Source organism: Natronococcus amylolyticus DSM 10524 (assembly GCF_000337675.1).
GTDB classification, from domain to species: Archaea; Halobacteriota; Halobacteria; order Halobacteriales; family Natrialbaceae; genus Natronococcus; species Natronococcus amylolyticus.
In genome coordinates this window covers 196,488-214,464 of the sequence record NZ_AOIB01000013.1, presented here as the reverse complement: position 1 = coordinate 214,464, position 17,977 = coordinate 196,488, and the positions used below count along the sequence as shown (strand labels likewise).

Genomic DNA, 17,977 nt, shown 5'->3' with positions numbered 1-17,977 from the left:
GATGGCACTACTCGAGGTCAACGATCTCACGGTCAAGTTCTACACGCAGGAGGGCGTCGTCACCGCCGTCGACGACCTCTCCTATCGCATCGAGCGCGGCGAGAAGTTCGGCGTCGTCGGCGAGAGCGGCGCCGGGAAAAGCGTCACCGCCCTCTCGCTGATGCGGCTCATCGAGAGCCCGGGTCGCATCGAGAGCGGCGAGATCCTGTTCAAGGGCGAGGACTTACTCGAGATGAGCGAGGAGGAGATCAGGGACGTCCGGGGCAACGAGATCGCGATGATCTTCCAGGACGCCCAGACGGCCCTGAACCCGGTGTACACCGTCGGCGAGCAGATCGCCGAGGCGGTCCGCCACCATCTCGACTACGACGACGAAGAGGCTCGCGAACGGACGATCCAGCTGCTCGACACCGTCGGGATCCCCGAGGCCGAGTCGCGGTACTCCGACTACCCACACGAGTTCTCCGGCGGGATGCAACAGCGAGCGGTGATCGCGATGGCGCTGTCCTGTGATCCCGACCTGTTGCTCTGTGACGAGCCGACGACCGCTCTGGACGTGACGATCGAGGCCCAGATCCTGGAGGAGCTCGAGAGCCTGGCCGACGAGTTCGACACGGCGATCCAGCTCATCACCCACGACCTCGGCGTCGTCGCCGAGGTCTGCGATCGAGTGATGGTGATGTACGCGGGCAGCCCCGTCGAGAAGGCGCCCGTCGAGGAGCTGTACTACGACCCGAAACATCCCTACACGGTCGGGCTGATGAGCTCGATCCCTCGCGTCGGCGACAGGCGCGAGCGCCTCCAGACGATTCCGGGGACGATGCCCGACCTCGTTGAGCTCCCGCCGGGCTGTAGCTTCCACCCCCGGTGTCCGTACGCCGAGGACGTCTGTACCAAGCGGGAACCGCCGCTGTTGAATCCGGAAACGGGCCGGGACGCCTCGGGAACCGACGCCGAGCGCGCGGCGGCGTGTCTCGAGTACACCGGCGAGCTCCAGGAGGGACTCGACTACGAGGTCGAGATCCGAGAGGGACACGACACCCGCGCCGACGCGACCGCGCCGAATCCGGAGGGTGATCGGCGATGAGCCGGTCTAGCGGGGAGCCGATCCTGTGGGCCGAGGGCCTGACGAAGTACTACGACGCGAGCAGCGGCTTCATCGACGGACTGCTCGGCCGAACGAAGTGGGTCAAGGCCGTCGACGGGATCGATCTCGAGCTTCACGAGGGCGAGACGCTGGGCGTCGTCGGCGAGTCGGGCTGCGGGAAGAGTACCCTCGGTCGGTCGCTGCTTCGTCTGCTCGAGCCGACCGACGGTTCGGTTTACTATCGCCAGCGGGTCGGCGAGAACGGCCGCCGCGAGGAGGTCGAACTCACCGGCCTCTCGAGTTCGGAGCTGCGGGATCTGCGAACCGACGTCCAGTACATCTTTCAGGACCCGTTCTCGAGTCTGAATCCCCGGCTGACGGTCGGCGACATCATCGGCGAGCCACTGGATATCCACGACATCGCCGAGGGCGAGGCACGAACCGAGCGAATCTACGAGCTGCTCGAGACGGTCGGACTGAGCCAGAACCACGCCCACCGCTACCCCCACGAGTTCTCCGGCGGCCAGCGCCAGCGCATCGGTATCGCCCGGGCGCTGGCGGTCGACCCGGAGGTCATCGTCTGTGACGAACCCGTCTCGGCGCTCGACGTCTCGGTACAGGCACAGATCCTCAACCTGCTCGAGGACCTCCAGGAGGAGTTCGGCCTCTCGTATATTTTCATCGCCCACGACCTGAGCGTCGTCGAGCACATCTCGGATCGAATCGCGGTGATGTACCTCGGCGAGTTCGCGGAGGTCGGGACGACCGAAGAGGTGTTCTCGCCGCCCCATCACCCCTACGCGGAGGCGCTGCTATCGGCGATCCCGGAGCCGGATCCGCTCTGGAACGGCGAGCAGATCCTGCTCCCCGGAACCGTCCCGTCGCCGATGAACCCGCCGTCGGGCTGTCGGTTCCACACCCGGTGTCCGCGGATCATCCCGCCCGACGGGATCGACCTCCCGCAGGACGTCTGGCGCTCGATCGTCGATCTCAAGCTACGGGTTCGAGGCGCCGAGGAGCTCGAGGCGATCACCGCAGTCGACGAGGTCGACGAGGAGGCGACGGACCCGAACGAGCTCCCCCGCGAGGCGTTCGATCGGTCGGTCCGCGAGGAGTTCGAGATTCCCGAGACCGTTTCCGACCCGACGGTCGAGCGCGCGCTCGACGAGAGTCTCGACGCGCTTCACGACGCGGAGTTCGAGGCCGCCCGGGAGCGACTCGAGGAGACCTTCACGTCGCCTTGCGAGACCCACGATCCCCATCAGGTTCCGACGGGCGAGACCCACGAGATCGCCTGTCTGCTGTACGACGACCGGTACACCGACGGCGAGTTCCGGTCTGACGACGGCGCGACCGATGCCGTCGCCGACGACTGACCTGCGGCTTCCGAACGTTTTAGTTCTCGTCGCGCCTGCACCAACTATGCGTCGGATCTACGAGTCGAGCGCTCTCCGCCGGGACGACGACGAACCCTTCTCGCCCCGGGAGCGAGAGACCGAGCCGCAGTCGATGCGGTCGATCGACAGCACGAGCCTGAGCCGTCGGCTCGTTCCCGACCGACTCTGTCACTGGGCGATCTCGATCGACGTCTCGACGCCGCGGTCGACGTACCCGGCCGGGGTCGCGATCCCGTTTCGCGTGACGATGCGAAACGCGATGCCGTTCCCGATTACGGTGAGGACGCGCTCGCCGATTCTCTGGCGCTGGAGCGTCGACGGGCTCGTCGACGCCGCCGAAATCCCGGTTCACGATCCGCCCGCGGAACCCCAGGGGTTCCGGTTCGACCGCGGCGAGCGAAAGCAGTTCACGAAGCGCTGGCACCAGCACTTTCGGGTCGCCGACGACGAGTGGGAGGCTGCCGAGCCCGGAACGCACACGATCGGTGCCGGCCTGAACGTCGCGGACGCCGACGAGAAGGGGCTGTACGACGAGACGACGATCACTGTCGAACCGGACGACGCCTGATCCGACGGGTCCCTACGGCTGGAAGCCGCCGCTCGCGCCCCGATCGGTGTCGTCCGGATCGAACTCGAGCAGCGGCTGTTCGCAGCCGTCGCAGTTGAGCGCGTGGACCGCGTAGGTCTGACAGCAGGAGTCGACGGTGTCCTCGGTCAGCGTGATCGGTCCCCCGCAGTCCGGACAGCGCTCGCGGAACGACCGCAACACCTCGAGCAGTTCGATCCGCTGGGCCTGCGGAACCTCCCGCCAGCGATCGGTCAGTCCCTCGAGCGCGCGGTGGGTCGCGAGATCCGCCCGTAGGGCGGCCGTCGACGGCCACTTGTGGATTCGACGGCCGATCCTGACGGCGGGATACGGACGGTCCGCGACCGTTACCGCCGCAGGCTCGAGACCGTACAGTTCGGCGACGAGCGCCGGCTCGAGCGGGTCGTCGGGCAGCGTTCGAAGCCGACCGTCGATCCGGTCGGCGAGGTCGTCGGTAAAGCCGAGATCGTTCTCTCGGAGCTCGACGGCGCCGACGTCCAAGAGGAACCGCTCGGGATTGACCGCTCGTTCCTGCTGGCGTTCGTACTCCTCGATGGTCTCGGTCGTCAGCGCCTCGGCGTCCTCGTCGGACTCCTCGAGCGGGTGCGCGTCGAAGCGCTCGAGGATCGGCGCCGGGAGGTATCGCTTCGTCAGCGCCGGCGTCCCGGGAACGAGGTAGCCCCGGAGGCCGATCGCGGCCAGCGAGCCCGCGAACGCCGCAGCGCCACCCTTTCGCGAGACGCTACCGATGATCGCGCTCCCCGCTGCGGCGAGCGAGACGTTGACGATCGTACACGGAACGCACCTGTTCTCGCCGGTGTACTCGGGGTTTCGGACGCGAGCCAGCGCCGTCCGAATCGACTCTCTCATACCCGTCGGTTGTGACGGTGTCACCAAAAACGGGATGGCTCGAGCGGGGTCGTCTCGCCGACTCACTCGTTCCGGTCGCCGACATCGTCGTTCCCGTGGCATCCCTCGAGCGGTCGCTCGTCCCGTCTTTCGGGAGCGAACTCACGAACGGCTCGAGTTCGGTCCACTCGAGGTCGTCCTCGCTACCGTGACTCATGTGGAGGGCGTCACTGGACGGCATAAGAGCTGGTGGCGACAGTGATTGCCTGAAAACAGGTCTCTACTCGAGTTGGCTGTGGTCAGATGGTCGTATGTCCCGAATCGGTTGCCGGAGGACGGTTCGACTGTTCTCGAGGTGAAAACGGGAGGTAGATTTGAACCACGTCCACTTCGCTCCCTGCGGTCGCTCGTGGCCTGGTTCAAACCTACTCCATACTACTTTCACGAATTCCGGACTCACTCCTCGCTATGCTCGTCGTTCGTCGGTGAATTCGTGAAAAGTAGCGGGAGGTAGATTTGAACTACCGGTCTGCGGGTTATGAGCCCGCCGGAATCTCCTGGCTATCCCATCCCGCTACTTCTTCGTAACCCGGTGCGCTAGTTAAGGGTTGTGATTCGGCCGCCGTATGTGGGTTTCTGTCGTCAACCCTGGTGGACCTTCCACGTGTAGAGGCTCTCGCAGGTGTAGTTGACGAAGAAGCCGATCCCCATTCCGACGAGGTTCGCCGCCAGATACCAGACGCCGAAACCGTACACCAGCAGGGCCAACACGCTCAGCGAGACGAAAAGCCCCCCGAGCCGAACCGTGTTCGATCGGAGAAAGCGCCGGCCGAGCGCTCGAGCGCTCGAGGTGCCGTGGCTCGCGAACGTCCAGCGTTCGTTGATCGCGAAGATCACCGCGATGGCGAACTCCCAGGCGATCACCTTCGCGGCGACGGGTCCCAGAACGGTGAGTTCGACGAGCGTGACGAGAACCAGGTTGTCGACGGTTGCGCCGACGAGCCCGACGCTCGCGAACTGGGTGAACCTGGTCGCCGAGAGCAGCGCCCGGAGTCGGACCCGGAGCGCGTCCGTCGGTGAGCGTGACATCGCGGTCTCTGGTTAGAGTGTCGGTCTCGAGAGAACGGTCGGCGTTCGTGGCTATAGCTCGAGGTCGGCTTTCGCGCGGACGACGTCGATGTCGTCAGCGTCGACGCGGTCGACGTTGAGGAAGTGAGGGGTGAAGTTACGCTTCTCGAAGTCCTCGAACTCCGAGTCGGCGCCGACGGTACACCACAGCTGGACCTTCTCGGGTCCGTGCCACTCGCCGTTGCGCGTCACGGCGAAACACACCACCTCCTCCCCGTCGTACTCCACGATGGCCCCCTTCCGGATTCCCGGATCCCCGTGGATGATGAGACGCTTCATGCGAGTGCGTTCACGCGAGAGGGGATTAAACGCTTCGAAGGCCCGAGGGGGCCGCCATCGGGTCGACGACGAACCAAACGGGTTTTAAACAGCGCTGTCTTAGCCCACGTCAAGTGAGCTAACGATGCAGATGCCACGCCGATTCAATACGTACTGTCCGCACTGCAACGAACACCACGAGCACGAGGTCGAGAAGTCCCGTTCCGGCCGCTCCTCGGGGATGAAATGGGACGCGCGCCGCACCCGGCGCAACACCGCAACGATCGGGAACGCTGGTCGGTTCTCGAAGGTGCCCGGCGGCGAGAAGCCGACGAAGAAGACGGACCTCAAGTACCGCTGCAGCGACTGCGGCAAGGCCCACCTCCGCAAGGGATGGCGCGCCGGCCGACTCGAGTTCCAGGAGTGATTACTATGGCAGGAAACTTCTACAACGTCCGCTGCGGTGACTGCGAGAACGAACAGACCGTCTTCGGCAAGGCCTCCACGGAGGTCGCGTGTGCCGTCTGCGGAACGACGCTGGCGCGACCGACCGGCGGCAAGGCCGAGATCGACCACGAGATCCTCGAGACAGTCGAGTCACGATGAAGTACAGCGGCTGGCCCGACACCGGCGAGCTCGTCGTCGGCAAGATCGACGAGATCGAGGACTTCGGCGTCTTCGTCGACTTGGAGGAGTACCAGGACCAGCGCGGCCTGATCCACATCTCCGAGGTCGCGAGCGGCTGGATCAAGAACGTCCGCGATCACGTTCGCGAGGGCCAGATCGTCGTCTGCAAGGTACTCGACGTCAACACCGAGTCCCAGCAGATCGACCTCTCGCTCAAGGACGTCAACGACCACCAGCGCTCCGACAAGATCCAGGAGTGGAAAAACGAGCAGAAGGCCGACAACTGGATGGCGCTCGCGCTCGGCGAGGACGCCGACGACGAGACCTACACCGCCGTCGCCAACGAGTTGATCGGCGCCCACGGCAGCCTCTACGATGGGTTCAAGCAGGCCGCGATCCACGGCGAGGAGGCGCTCGAGGGAACCGACCTCTCGGAGGGTGAGATCGACGCACTCGTCGAAACCGCCCGCGAGAACGTCTCGGTGCCGTACGTCGACGTCACCGGCTACGTCGATCTCGAGAACGCCTCCCCGAGCGGCGTCGACGGCATTCGAACCGCCCTGGAGGCCGCCGAGGGGAACGGCGAGGTCCCCGACGAGGTCGACCTCGAGGTCAGCTACGTCGGCGCCCCGGAGTACCGAATCAACGTCCGTGCGCCCAACTACAAGACCGCCGAGTCCCAGCTCGAGGAGAGCGCCCGCCGTGCGGTCGCCGCGATCGAGGGCGAGGGCGGCTCCGGCGAGTTCCACCGCGAACGGCGCACCGACGACGAGTAATGAAGTCGGACATCCGGGTCTGTTCGGCGTGGCGCGACGCCCACGACCGCCCGGTGTACACCCTTTTGTCGACCTGTCCCGACTGCGGTGCCGAGGCCGTAAACAGCGCGCCGGCGCCGTTCGACCCCGAGGACGCCTACGGCGAGTACCGACGCGCTCTTAAACGTCGCAGTCGCTGATACGGTATGGACGAACTCGAGATCGACGCGGTCGCCGAGGTCGAGCTGGACGACCCCGTACTCGTCGAGGGGCTGCCCGGCGTCGGACACGTCGGCAGTCTCGCGGTCGAACACCTCCTCGAGGAGCTCGAGGGCGAGAGCACCCTCGTCCGCCGGATCTACTCTCACGAGTTCCCGCCGAAGGTGAGCATCGAGGACGGCGTCGCCGACCTGACCTGTGCCGAGATCCACGCCGTCTCGGTTCCCGACGGTCGGGATCTGCTCGTGTTGACCGGGGACCACCAGGCCCAGACCAACGAGGGCCACTACGTGCTGGCGTCGGCGTTTCTCGACGTCGCCGAGGAGTTCGGCGCGAGCGAGCTGTACGCACTCGGCGGTGTGCCGACCGGCGAGCTGATCGACGAGTACGCCGTCGTCGGCGCCGTCAGCGACGAGTCGCTGGTCGAAACCCTCGAGGACGCCGGCGTCGAGTTCCGCGAGGACGAGCCCGCCGGCGGCATCGTCGGCGTCTCCGGACTCCTGCTCGGATTAGGCGAGCGTCGCGGGTTCGAGGCCGCCTGCCTGATGGGCGAGACGAGCGGCTACCTCGTCGACCCCAAGAGCGCCCGCGCGGTCCTCGAGGTGCTCGAGGCGCTGCTCGGGTTCGAACTCGACTACGAGAGTCTCGACGAGCGCGCCGACGAGATGGAAGACGTCATCGGCAAGATCCAGGAGATGGAACAGCAGCAACAACAGCAGATGGACGTGCCGACCGACGACGACCTGCGCTACATCGGGTAGTCGCTTCGAGTCGAGTCAGCTGCCGCGGGTAACGTCGTACTCGTGTTATATCGTTCTGGGCGTAGTGGTCCCGGACATGGCACACAGCCCCGAACTCCCCAAGAGGTACGTCTGTGTCGACTGTCAGACGATACACGCCGGGACGGTCGCCGAGCGTACTGACACCGGCCACCGGTACGAGCCACCCGGAGCATGTGGCTGTTGTGATGGGACCGAGTTCGTATCCGAAGCGGACTGGCCCCACGTCGATCGGTAGCGTGGTTCGCCTGCCATCACAGGCCGATCGGCTCCGAGAATCGCTGCGGGAACCGCGAACGCTATTTTCGTGCCGACCCACGGACCGCATATGACTGCTTCTCGAACAGCCGAACGCTACGACGTCGGCGTTGTCGGCGCAGGACTGGCCGGACTGACGGCGGCACGGGAGCTGATCGACGCCGGGCTCGAGGTAGTCGTCCTCGAGGCCAGGGACCGCGTCGGCGGGCGGACGGCTGCGGGATCGTTGTCGACCGGTGACACGATCGACCGCGGCGCGGAGTGGATCGGCGCCGACCACGACCGCGTCCTCGAGCTGGTCGAGGAGTTCGATCTCGAGCTGTGCGAACAGCACGGCGCGGGCGTCGATCGGGTCGCCGTCGCGGGCGGGCTGTTCGACCACGAGGACCGCTTTGGGGCGCTTCCCGAGGAGTCGACCGCGGAGCTGCGGGCGGCGCTCGAACGGATCGAGAGTCTCCGTCGCGACGTTCCCCTCGAGTCGCCCGACGAGGCGCCCGACGCCGAGCGGTGGGGCGGGACGACCCTCGAGTCCTGGAAGCGGGAGACGATGGCAACCGGGGCCGCACGGGAGGCGTTCGACGCGTTCGTTCGCGCCGAGTTCACCGTCGAACCGAGTGCGATCTCGCTACTGTACTTCCTCGCGGCCGTCGACGCCGGCGGCGGGCTCGAGATTCCCGGCGAGTCGACCAGCGCAACGCAGGAGTATCGCCTCGCCGGTAGCACCCAGCAGCTCTCGGACGGGCTCGCCGACGATCTCGGCGACGCGATCCGACTGAGCGAACCGGTTCGCCGGCTCGAGCGACGGGACGACGGCGTAACCCTCGAGACCGACGACGGAGCGTACGCGGTCTCGGACGCCATTGTCGCCGTCCCGCCGCCGCTGATCGACCGCATCGACCACGAGCCGCCGCTGCCCGCCCGTCGACAGGGGCTGGTCCAGCGGATGCCGATGGGCGCGGTGATCAAGTGTTTCGCCGCCTACGAGGAGCCGTTCTGGCGCGAGGACGGCTACTCGGGGTCGGTGCTGGCGACCGACGGCATCGTAACCGAAATCGCAGACGGAACGCTCCCCGACGGAGACCGGGGTCTCTTGGTCGGATTCGTCGCCGGGGCCGACGCCCTCGAGTGGAGCGACCGTCCCGCGGCCGAGCGCCAGAAGCGGGTGCTCGAGGAGTTCGGCCGCTACCTCGGGCCGCAGGCGGCCGATCCGCTAGCGTACGACGACGAGGTCTGGTCGAAGACCCGGTGGTCGGCGGGCGGGTACAACGCCGCGATGACGCCGGGGACGCTGACGACCTGCGGCGACGTGCTCCGCGAGCCCGTCGGCCGCGTCCGCTGGGCCGGCTCGGAGACGGCCCTCGAGTGGCGCGGCTTCATGGAGGGAGCGATCCGCTCGGGGGAGCGGGTCGCGAGCGAAATTCTCGAGGATCGCAGTGCTCGAGGGAGCTGACGTCTGACGTACCGGTAGTCGGCAGTACGGGTTCTCTATCGAGGATCGAGTCCGAACGGAGGAGTTCGGTACGTAGCGATTCGAGTCTACCACGCATCCATCGATCGATCAGCAGCGATGGTGTCGAAGTACGGAACACGGCGGGCGATACCTCGCCGGTTCGTCTCTCGAAATCGCGAGCACCGCTTCCGTCAGTCGGCTCTCGACCGACGGGTCTTTGATTCTCTCCGGAAAGGAGCACGTATGGCATCGAAAGGCGTTCTCGCAAGCGGTCTCGTCGCGTTCGTCGTTGCGACCGCCGTCGCCGGCGCGGTCGGCGGGAGGCAACTCGGGGTGCGAATCGGCGTTCTGACCGGAGTAGCAGTGGCTCTGAGCACCTGGTTGTCTACCCGCTCGAACACAGCGGAAGCCGACCTCACCGACGAAACGACTGCTCTGTGATCGGATGGAGTTGGTGTAGATTTAGTATATCTCCGAATCTACCGCTACCCCTCGAGGACTTCGTAGGAGACGGCAGCATCCCGTAACGTGTCGGTGACCCGACCGACGGCCTCGGTCGTCGCGACCGCGGTGACTGCAAGCCCGCGTTCGGCGGCGTCGGTCGCGACCTCGCCGACGGCGAAGGTGACGGCGGGATCGACGTCGGCCCGTCCGCAGGCGACGACCGCCTCGACGCCCGTCGCGAGGACGAGGTCGGCGTCGTCACAGTGCTCGGTGATCGTTTCGGCGCTGATCTCGCGGCTGCCACCCGACCGCACCGCGGGCACCTGCAGGACGGTGACGGAGCCGGGCTCGAGGTCGATAACGCCCTCGAAGCTCGTGACGCCGACGTCGGTGCCGGCCTCGGCGTCGGTCGTCGCGACGCCCGTCGCCGGTCCGACCTCGCCGGGTTCCGCGTGGAGCAGCCCCTCGTCGATCGACAGCGAGACGATGTCGCCCTCCTCGAGATCCTCGAGTGCGATCGCAGTGTCCTCGCCCATCGCGCCCAGCACGTCCTCGGTGACGTGGTCGGCGAACCGTCGAACGTCGCCGGCGGCCTGAAAGAGCCAGTCGACGCCCTCCTTGGTGACCCGATACCGGGAGCGGCCCTCCTTCTCGACGAGCCCGTCGTCGACGAGTTCGCGGATGTACTCGCTGACGGCCTGGCTCGTGACGCCGACCTCCTCGGCGATCTCTCCCTGGCTGACGGCGGGCTGGCGCTCGGCGATCTGGACGAGGATCCGAAACCGCGTCGCAGCCCGTTTGTTGTCGAGGACGTCGACCATACGGGTCGTTTTCCTCCAGGGCGGCAAAAAAGGTACGCAGTCGGCGGCCCCTTCGGTCGTCGAGGCAACAAGTTGATACCGCGAGAGTACATCAGAAAGAATGACTATGTCGCCGCCCCCTTCGACGTCGGTCGGACTCGAGACCGTCGTCGTCGTCGCGTCGGCGAGTAACGGGGCGGTCAGTTCGGCGCTCCGGAGCGCCCAGCCGATCGACGCGCTGGCCTGGATCGCCATCGTCGCCTTCGGACTCGCGTTGCTCGTCCGCTGGTCGGACGTCGCGGCCCCGGCCCGTCCGATCGCGGGGGTCGCCTGGCTCCTCTTTGGCACCTACTGGCTGACGATGGTGCCGTACTACTACTACGACGCACAGAGCCCCCTCCAGACGGTACTGGCGCTCGTCGCCTTACCGCTGTGTGCCTACACCGGCTACCTGCTCTGGAACGGCCGGGAGTCGCTGTTCGTGCTGACCAAGGCGGTCGCGCTCATGGGACTGATCTACCTGCCCGCGGAGACGATCCCGATCGTCCGCCAGTGGCTGATCGAGACGACCGCGGTCCAGACCCACTACGGGATGGAGCTGCTTGGCCACAGCCCCGGTATCAACGAGGGCATGAACGGGTACGAGAGCCGGTTCAACTTCGACTCCGAGGAGACGGCGACCGGACGGACCACCTACATCGTCCTCGCCTGTACCGGGCTCGGGAGCATGGCTATCTTCGGCGGACTGATCGCCGCAGTGTCGGCTCCGCTGCGGCGAAAGCTGACCGCGTTCGCGCTCGCGATCGGCGTCATCTGGCTGCTGAACCTCGTCCGGAACGTCTTCATCGGTCTGGCGACCCCACACGGCTGGTTCCAGCAGGACCTCGTCGTCTCGCTGGTGACGACCTACATGGGCGCCGAGGAGGCCCGCGTCTCCTATCTCGTCGCGCACAACTACATCTCCCAGCTGCTCGCGGTCGTCGCCCTGATCGGCGTCACCTACCTGGTGGTCAAGATCCTCCCCGAGGTCCTCGAGCCCCTCGAGGAGGTGCTGTTCGTGCTCACCGGCACCGAGTACGACCTCGAGACGGCCCTCGGCGCGGACGTTCGGACCGACGGCGGCTCTCGCGACACATGACTGACGCCGTCGACGTCCCCTTCGAACTGGACGATCGAGCGGTCTACTTTCCCCGCGCCGAGACGCTCGTCCTCGCGGACCTCCACCTCGGACGCGGCGCCGCCTCGAGGGTCCAGGCACCGATCGGCGGCGAGGAGGACGTCGGCGACAGGCTCGAGGAACTGCTCGACACCCGAAATCCCGAAACGGTCGTGATCGCCGGCGACCTGCTGCACTCGTTTTCCCGGATCCCTCGCGGCGTCGAACGATCGATCACCCGGCTCGTCGACGGCATCGAGGCCGCCGATGCCTCGCTGGTCGTTACCCCCGGTAACCACGATACGATGCTCGAGTCGGTGCTCGACGGCGAGACGGCACCCGCGTACCGGCTGGCCGACGGGGAGACGGTCGTCTGTCACGGCCACGAGTCGCCCCCGGACGACGTTCGCGGTGCGACGCGGTACGTCATCGGACACGAACATCCGGCGATCGAGATCGACGGGCGAAAACGACCCTGCACGCTGTACGATCCCGGCGGCGACGACCGCGCGGCGACCCTGATCCTCCCGGCGTTTACCCGACTCGCGGGCGGCCGAACCGTCAACCGACTCCGCTCGAGCGATCTGCAGTCCCCACTGATTGGGGACCTCGACGACTACTACCCGGCCGTCTACGACCGCTCGAGCGGGGAGACCCTGTGGTTTCCGTCGTTAGGAGAATCGCGTCACCTCCTCTGAATGAAGATATAAAATTTAAAGACTATATTCAAGGAAAGACATATAGCACATCGCACATACCCTCCGGTAGCAAGATGGCCGAACCCGTAGAACACCGTCCGGTCGCGGATCGCCTCGTTTGCCCGAACTGTCCGGCGGATTACCCGACGCCGTTCTCGAGACGACGGATCAGCTGTCGGCGCTGCGGAACCGACTTCCTGGCGCCCGACGAGGCCCGCGACGGGAACAGCTGTCCGGAGGACGACGGCCGCGAGACGGGATCCGATGCGAGAGCCAAGACGGACCGAGCGGTCGATGGCGGGAGCGACGATCGGATCGCTCCCTATCTGCGGACAATCCGGACGAGTGCGCCGGCTATCGCACTCGGGTTCAACAGTGTCGCGCTCGGGTTCTGGCTCGTCGGCGCCGCATCCTTCGAAATCGCCGTGATGAGCGTACTGCTCGTTACGAACGGAGTTCTCTTTCAGGACCGACTCTGATCGGACGTTCGGCCATCGAGGTCCTGGAACAGTTTACTTCACCGCTCGAGTGCGAGCGGGAGTACACCGCCTCTCAGCGAGTACTGCAGAGGTCGTCTACCGCCGCCTTCGCCGCGAGGCGCCCGCTCTTCATCGCGCCCTGGATCGACGACCACTGGGTGTAATCACCCGCCAGATAGACCGGACCGTCCGGGTCGCGGGGATCGGGCAGTCGATCGCGAAAGCCCGGCGGCTGTGCGAACTGCGCGAACTCGATTCGGTCAGTTCGCCGGGTCTTGAGCGCGTCGAACCGACGGTCAGGGTACCACGACTCGAGGGTCTCGCGGGTGATCGTCTCGAGTTCTGCGTCGCTCTCCTCGCGCTCCCCGAGGTAGGTCGCGCTGATCAGTTCGGCGCCGTCGGGGGCGTACTCGGGAGCGACCGCGCTGTGGGGAACGATCTGGTTCGGGCCCTCGTCGGCCGTGTTGAGGAGGAGCTTCCCCCTGGATTCGAGATCCGTCCCCGCCGGTAGCTCGTAGTACTGGGTGACGCAGGCTCGGGCGTCGGTAGGGATCGACTCGACGCCCGTCAGCTCCTGCGCCGCGGGCGGGTCGGTCGCGACCACGACCGCGTCGGCGTCGTACTCGCTCTCGGTCGAGGTTACCGTCGCCGACTCCCCGTTCGTGCCCTCGACCGAGACGTCGGTCACCTCGGTCTCGAGTCGGATGCTGGCGCCGGCATCCCGCGCGTGCTGGGCCAGCTGGGCTGGGATCGCGGCCATCCCGGTCGCGGGAACAGCCGCACGGCTCGTCAACAGCGTCCGGAACGTGTACTCGAAGACTCGACTCGAGGTCGACAGCGACCGATCGAGGGTGATCCCACCGTAGAAGGGAGCGACGAAGTTGTGGATAAACCGGTCCGAGAATCCGCGATCGCGGAGGAATTCCTCGATACTCGTGTCCGGTTCGGAACGGTCGAAGATCGTCTCCGGATCGAATCGAGCGAGTTCAACCGCCAGTCGCGCGACGCGGAGCTTGTCTCCCATCGAGACGTCCGTGTTCGACAGCGTCTCGAGCAGTGCCTGCGGATCCCGGATCGGATCCGATAGCGTCGACCGGTGGCCGGGTCGGGCGAGGCACGCTCCCGGTGCGAACCGGCGCAGATCGAGCCGCTCGAGATCGAGCTCCCGCTGGACGGCGGGATACGACGGAAACAGTACCTGAAATCCGCGGTCGAACCGGAACCCCCGGTGCTCCTGGGTCCAAACTCGCCCGCCGACGTTTTCCGACCGTTCGAGCAACGTTACGTCCAGTCCCGCACCGGCGAGATGCCGTGCAGCGACGAGTCCGGCGAGCCCGCCGCCGGCGACGACGGCTCGCGGCGTCTGAGTCATATCCGGTCGTTGGAAACCGAGACGGAAAGTCGTACCCGTCGCGGTCGCTGGGCGAACCCCGAACCTCTCAGTGGTCCGTCAACAGCCGGAGGGCAACCCCGGCCAGAATCACCGGAATGCCGATCGCGGCGGTGATAAACGGCGGAACCGGGACTAAAAGCAGTGCAACACCGAACAGGGCGACGACCGTCGACACTCTGACCATACAGGTCGATGAGCTTCGCGGCAGGTATCGCTGTGGCAGGCATCTCCAGCGAGTGTGTCGATTCGATCGACGACCGACGGAGGCCCACTCCCTATAGTAACGACTGAAACTGTTTGCACACCGATCACACAGCCGTCGTACGGTCGGGTTCGCACTGACTTTCGGTGGCTACTATAACTTCCGACCGACCGTAGGAACTGCATGGTCGATGCGACACTCACGCCGATCGAGCGCGGCACGATCACGACCGACTACAACCACATCCTCGAGGGCCACACGGTGGGGACGGCCGACGACCCGAACCCCGAGACGACGATGGGCGACGGCCCCGTCTACAACGTCGTGATCGACCACCCCGAGGCGACGATCCTCTGGGATACCGGCTCCCACCCCGAGGCGGATTCGGGCCACTGGCCCGCCGAGCTGTACGCAGCCTTCGAACACACCGGGCTCCGGCCGCTCGAGGACGACCTCGAGTCGGCCGGCTACGCACTCGAGGATATCGATTGCGTGATCCAGAGCCACCTCCACCTCGACCACGCGGGCGGGCTGTACGCCTTCGAGGGGACCGACGTTCCGATCGTCGTCCACGAGCGGGAGCTGAAACACGCCTACTACAGCGCCAAGACCGACGCGGGCGACGAGGCCTACCTCGCGGGCGACTTCGACCGGGAGCTGAACTGGGAAATCGTCCACGGTGACCGCGAGCGGCGCTTTCGCGACCTCGAGGTCGTCCGTCTGCCGGGTCACACGCCCGGCCTGCTCGGCGTTCGGCTCGAACTCGAGGACGCGGGCACCGTCCTGATCGCGGGCGACCAGGCCTACGTCCGGGAGAACTACGAGGACGAACACCCGATGGGCGGGGGGCTGCTGTGGTGCAAGCGCTCCTGGCTCGAGAGCCACCGACTGCTCGAGGAGGAGGCGAGACGCCACGACGCGACGATTATTTGCGGCCACGACGAGCGTGACCTCGAGACGTTGCGGGAGCTGTAGCGATTCGTCGGCAGCGGGTCAGTCGTCGGCTCGCATCCCGTCCGAACGAGTTGCGCTCGAGGAGCCGGAATCACCGATGGACGCCGACGGAGACGACGAACGTGCGCCGAGCCGATTCTTATGAGGGATGCCGGGGTAGTGGTGGCATGGCTGAGCAGAAGACAGCGATAGTGACAGCAGCTGGAAGCGGAATCGGAGAGGCGTGTGCCCGACGACTGACCGACGAGGGATACACGCCGGTGTTGCTGTCGCCGTCGGGTAGCGCCGTCGAGGTCGCAAACGACCTCGGCGGGGACGGGTTCGAGGGGTCAGTGACCGACCCCGACGATCTGGCCGCTCTCGTCGAAACGACCCGCGAACGCTACGGGCGCATCGACGCGGTGGTGAACAACACGGGACACCCGCCCTCGGGCGACCTCCTCGAGATCACCGACGAGGAGTGGTACGAGGGGATGGACCTCGCGCTGTTGAACACCGTTCGGATGGCCCGACTCGTCACACCCATCATGAAGGAACGGGGTCACGGATCGATCGTGAACGTCTCCACGTTCTCGGCGTTCGAACCGTCGCTCGAGTTCCCCGTCTCGTCGGTGGCTCGAGCCGGACTCGGGAGCTTCACCAAGCTCTACGCCGACCGGTACGCGGCGGCGGGGATCCGGATGAACACGGTCCAGCCTGGCTTCGTCGATAGCTACGACGTCGACGAGGAGACTCGAGACCGAATCCCGATGGGGCGACCGGCACAAACCGCGGAGATCGCGGACGCCGTCGCGTACCTGCTCTCGCCCGCCTCGAGCTACGTTACCGGGCAGAACATCCGCGTCGACGGGGGGCTGACGTCGTCGGTCTGAGCGCTCCGGTTTCGCCGACGGCGCCCGTTCTCGTCGAACGCTACCCTCCACTACGAGCCTGCTCGACCGCGTAGCCGGCGTTGAGTACCGTCGCGTCGTCGAACCGCGCGCCGACGAGCATCAACCCGATCGGGAGTCCGTCGACCTCGCCCGCGGGGACGCTGATTCCGGGGTGGCCGCTGCGGTTGAACGGCGAGGTGTTGGCGGGGACGTCGGTCTCGAGGAGCCGATCGAACGCGTCCCGGTCGGGGTCGTGTTCGGGCGCGGTCACGTCCGTCGTCGGCATCGCGAGGACGTCGTACTCCTCGAGGGCCGCGTCGTACTGTTCGGCCAGCTCGAGCATCAGGTTCATTCCGGCCGCGTAGTACCGGGAGTGGTACCGACTGAGGGTGTACAGCCCCTGGAGCAGCTTGAGCTTGAGGTTCGGCGGGAAATCATAGCCCTGCGCGCGCTGGAACTTGCCGAAGGCCTCGACCCACGAGGTGCTGTACCAGGCCTTCCAGCCGTGGCCGATCCCCTGGCCCATCATCGCGGCGACCAGCCCCTCGTTCGTACAGATCGTGTGGATCGTGTCGGCGTCCTCGTGTAGCGGAATCGAGACCTCCTCGACGGTCGCGCCGCGTTCCTCGAGCAGGTCGATCGCGTCCCGTACCTGCTCGTCGACGCCAGGGTCGCCGTTGGGTTTGTCGAACCCTTCCTCAAGAACACCCACTGAAAGGTCCGAGACGTCGCCGTCGAGGGCGTCCTGGTAGCGTTCGGTCGGCACGTCCGTCGGTCGCCGGAGGTGGGCCGCGTTGCTACCGGCGATTTCGGTGAGCATCTCCGCGGCCGTCTCGACGTCGGGGGTCATCGGCCCCGGGTGGTCGATCGTATGCTCGAGGCCGACGCAGCCGGTGTAGGGGACCAGTCCGTAGGTCGGCTTGTGGCCGACGATTCCACACAGCGAGGCGGGGATCCGGATGCTCCCGCCCTGGTCGCTCCCGATTGCGGCGTCGACCTCGCCCTCGACGACGGCGACCGCGCTGCCGCCGCTCGAGCCCCCCGCGAGGTAGTCGTCGTCGCGGGGGTTCGTGATCGGGCCGAACGCGGTGTGACCGACCCGGGTGACGGCCATGTCGTCCATGTTCGTCTTCCCGACAATATCGGCCCCGGCCTCGAGCAGCCGGCTGACGACCGTCGCGTCGACGTTCGGGATGTACCCCTCGACGACGTTCGAGCCGCAGGTCATCTCGACGCCGGCGACCGCGACGTTGTCCTTGATCGCGACCTCCCAGTCCGACAGCGGCCCCTCCTCGTCGCCCTTGACCTCGCACTTCGTTACCCACCCGTTGTGCGGGTTCTCGTCGTCGTCGAGTCGGGTTCCCGAGTTCCGGGGCCGGGTTCGCGTGCTCGGCCCGCGAGGCTCGGGATCGTACGACTCGATCGTCTCGTACTCCTCGATGTTGTCGGTGAGCTGCTCGTGGTAGAACTCGACTTCCCCCGGCGTGAGGTCGAGGAACAGCTCCTCGCCCAGCTCCCGGACGTCGTCCTCGGACGGCGGACGGATTGGCATACGTTTCCATCACCGCTACAACAAAAAGGGGTTC

Annotated in this window: 22 protein-coding genes and 1 tRNA gene; 15 read left to right on the top strand and 8 right to left on the bottom strand. The window is 66.4% G+C overall.

Going from position 1 to position 17,977, the window contains the following annotated elements; genetic code table 11:
* Position 1: 1 nt before the first annotated feature.
* The 3 genes from C491_RS03165 to C491_RS03155 are packed head-to-tail and all read left to right on the top strand — an operon-like array spanning position 2 to position 3,052.
* Entirely contained in the window at positions 2 to 1,087 is a 1,086-nt protein-coding gene (locus C491_RS03165) for an ABC transporter ATP-binding protein (RefSeq protein WP_005553735.1), read from the top strand.
* Positions 1,084 to 2,463 carry an ABC transporter ATP-binding protein gene (locus tag C491_RS03160; RefSeq protein ID WP_005553734.1) on the top strand — a complete coding sequence of 460 codons (1,380 nt, stop codon included), beginning with the start codon at positions 1,084 to 1,086 and terminating at the stop codon, positions 2,461 to 2,463. The genes C491_RS03165 and C491_RS03160 overlap by 4 nt, the downstream gene beginning before the upstream one ends.
* 46 nt (positions 2,464 to 2,509) lie before the next feature.
* Positions 2,510 to 3,052 (top strand): hypothetical protein, encoded by a 543-nt coding sequence (locus C491_RS03155; protein WP_005553733.1) that lies wholly within the window; start codon positions 2,510 to 2,512, stop codon positions 3,050 to 3,052.
* A gap of 12 nt (positions 3,053 to 3,064) precedes the next feature.
* On the opposite strand, the gene C491_RS03150 is transcribed toward C491_RS03155, so the two are convergent.
* From C491_RS03150 to C491_RS03135, 4 genes are all read right to left on the bottom strand, one after another.
* On the bottom strand, positions 3,065 to 3,940 hold the full coding sequence (locus tag C491_RS03150) for a hypothetical protein (RefSeq protein WP_005553732.1): 876 nt from the start codon (positions 3,938 to 3,940) through the stop codon (positions 3,065 to 3,067).
* Between the two features lie 480 nt (positions 3,941 to 4,420).
* A tRNA-Met gene (locus tag C491_RS03145) sits at positions 4,421 to 4,495 on the bottom strand.
* Between the two features lie 66 nt (positions 4,496 to 4,561).
* Complete coding sequence (locus C491_RS03140) at positions 4,562 to 5,008, bottom strand: GtrA family protein (RefSeq protein WP_005553730.1); 447 nt, start codon at positions 5,006 to 5,008, stop codon at positions 4,562 to 4,564.
* 51 nt (positions 5,009 to 5,059) lie between these two features.
* Positions 5,060 to 5,326, bottom strand: coding sequence for an HAH_0734 family protein (locus tag C491_RS03135; RefSeq protein ID WP_005553728.1), 267 nt, complete (start codon positions 5,324 to 5,326; stop codon positions 5,060 to 5,062).
* 124 nt (positions 5,327 to 5,450) lie between these two features.
* Here C491_RS03135 and C491_RS03130 point away from each other — a divergent pair, with 124 nt between their 5' ends.
* The 7 genes from C491_RS03130 (at position 5,451) to C491_RS03095 (ending at position 9,834) form a co-directional block, all read left to right on the top strand.
* Positions 5,451 to 5,732, top strand: coding sequence for a 50S ribosomal protein L44e (locus C491_RS03130; protein ID WP_005553727.1), 282 nt, complete (start codon positions 5,451 to 5,453; stop codon positions 5,730 to 5,732).
* Between the two features lie 5 nt (positions 5,733 to 5,737).
* Positions 5,738 to 5,911, top strand: a complete 174-nt coding sequence (locus C491_RS03125) for a 30S ribosomal protein S27e (protein WP_005553725.1) — start codon at positions 5,738 to 5,740, stop codon at positions 5,909 to 5,911.
* Positions 5,908 to 6,708 (top strand): translation initiation factor IF-2 subunit alpha, encoded by an 801-nt coding sequence (locus tag C491_RS03120; protein ID WP_005553724.1) that lies wholly within the window; start codon positions 5,908 to 5,910, stop codon positions 6,706 to 6,708. The genes C491_RS03125 and C491_RS03120 overlap by 4 nt, the downstream gene beginning before the upstream one ends.
* Complete coding sequence (locus C491_RS03115) at positions 6,708 to 6,887, top strand: RNA-protein complex protein Nop10 (protein WP_005553723.1); 180 nt, start codon at positions 6,708 to 6,710, stop codon at positions 6,885 to 6,887. The genes C491_RS03120 and C491_RS03115 overlap by 1 nt, the downstream gene beginning before the upstream one ends.
* A gap of 6 nt (positions 6,888 to 6,893) precedes the next feature.
* Positions 6,894 to 7,667 carry a proteasome assembly chaperone family protein gene (locus C491_RS03110; protein ID WP_005553722.1) on the top strand — a complete coding sequence of 258 codons (774 nt, stop codon included), beginning with the start codon at positions 6,894 to 6,896 and terminating at the stop codon, positions 7,665 to 7,667.
* 346 nt (positions 7,668 to 8,013) lie between these two features.
* Positions 8,014 to 9,393 (top strand): flavin monoamine oxidase family protein, encoded by a 1,380-nt coding sequence (locus C491_RS03100; protein ID WP_005553718.1) that lies wholly within the window; start codon positions 8,014 to 8,016, stop codon positions 9,391 to 9,393.
* 243 nt (positions 9,394 to 9,636) lie between these two features.
* A complete protein-coding gene (locus C491_RS03095; protein WP_005553717.1) occupies positions 9,637 to 9,834 on the top strand; it encodes a hypothetical protein in 198 nt (65 codons plus the stop codon).
* A gap of 44 nt (positions 9,835 to 9,878) precedes the next feature.
* Here C491_RS03095 and C491_RS03090 read toward each other — a convergent pair whose 3' ends face one another.
* Positions 9,879 to 10,658 carry a DUF7839 domain-containing protein gene (locus C491_RS03090; RefSeq protein WP_005553716.1) on the bottom strand — a complete coding sequence of 260 codons (780 nt, stop codon included), beginning with the start codon at positions 10,656 to 10,658 and terminating at the stop codon, positions 9,879 to 9,881.
* Between the two features lie 106 nt (positions 10,659 to 10,764).
* On the opposite strand from C491_RS03090, the gene artA reads away from it, so the two are divergent.
* From artA to C491_RS03075, 3 genes are all read left to right on the top strand, one after another.
* On the top strand, positions 10,765 to 11,775 hold the full coding sequence (gene artA, locus C491_RS03085) for an archaeosortase A (protein ID WP_005553715.1): 1,011 nt from the start codon (positions 10,765 to 10,767) through the stop codon (positions 11,773 to 11,775).
* The gene (locus C491_RS03080; RefSeq protein WP_005553713.1) at positions 11,772 to 12,491 is read left to right on the top strand and encodes a metallophosphoesterase; all 720 of its coding nucleotides are present in this window, start codon (positions 11,772 to 11,774) and stop codon (positions 12,489 to 12,491) included. The genes artA and C491_RS03080 overlap by 4 nt, the downstream gene beginning before the upstream one ends.
* 74 nt (positions 12,492 to 12,565) lie before the next feature.
* Positions 12,566 to 12,970 carry a hypothetical protein gene (locus C491_RS03075; protein WP_005553712.1) on the top strand — a complete coding sequence of 135 codons (405 nt, stop codon included), beginning with the start codon at positions 12,566 to 12,568 and terminating at the stop codon, positions 12,968 to 12,970.
* Between the two features lie 73 nt (positions 12,971 to 13,043).
* Here C491_RS03075 and C491_RS03070 read toward each other — a convergent pair whose 3' ends face one another.
* Both C491_RS03070 and C491_RS03065 read right to left on the bottom strand, forming a co-directional pair.
* Positions 13,044 to 14,342 carry an NAD(P)/FAD-dependent oxidoreductase gene (locus C491_RS03070; RefSeq protein ID WP_005553710.1) on the bottom strand — a complete coding sequence of 433 codons (1,299 nt, stop codon included), beginning with the start codon at positions 14,340 to 14,342 and terminating at the stop codon, positions 13,044 to 13,046.
* Between the two features lie 67 nt (positions 14,343 to 14,409).
* Positions 14,410 to 14,547 (bottom strand): hypothetical protein, encoded by a 138-nt coding sequence (locus tag C491_RS03065; protein ID WP_049891406.1) that lies wholly within the window; start codon positions 14,545 to 14,547, stop codon positions 14,410 to 14,412.
* 201 nt (positions 14,548 to 14,748) lie between these two features.
* Here C491_RS03065 and C491_RS03060 point away from each other — a divergent pair, with 201 nt between their 5' ends.
* Together C491_RS03060 and C491_RS03055 are read left to right on the top strand one after the other, a co-directional pair.
* Entirely contained in the window at positions 14,749 to 15,540 is a 792-nt protein-coding gene (locus C491_RS03060; protein ID WP_005553709.1) for an N-acyl homoserine lactonase family protein, read from the top strand.
* 146 nt (positions 15,541 to 15,686) lie between these two features.
* Positions 15,687 to 16,391, top strand: coding sequence for an SDR family oxidoreductase (locus C491_RS03055; RefSeq protein ID WP_049891405.1), 705 nt, complete (start codon positions 15,687 to 15,689; stop codon positions 16,389 to 16,391).
* A gap of 40 nt (positions 16,392 to 16,431) precedes the next feature.
* Here C491_RS03055 and C491_RS03050 read toward each other — a convergent pair whose 3' ends face one another.
* Positions 16,432 to 17,943, bottom strand: a complete 1,512-nt coding sequence (locus tag C491_RS03050) for an amidase (RefSeq protein ID WP_005553706.1) — start codon at positions 17,941 to 17,943, stop codon at positions 16,432 to 16,434.
* Positions 17,944 to 17,977 lie beyond the last annotated feature (34 nt).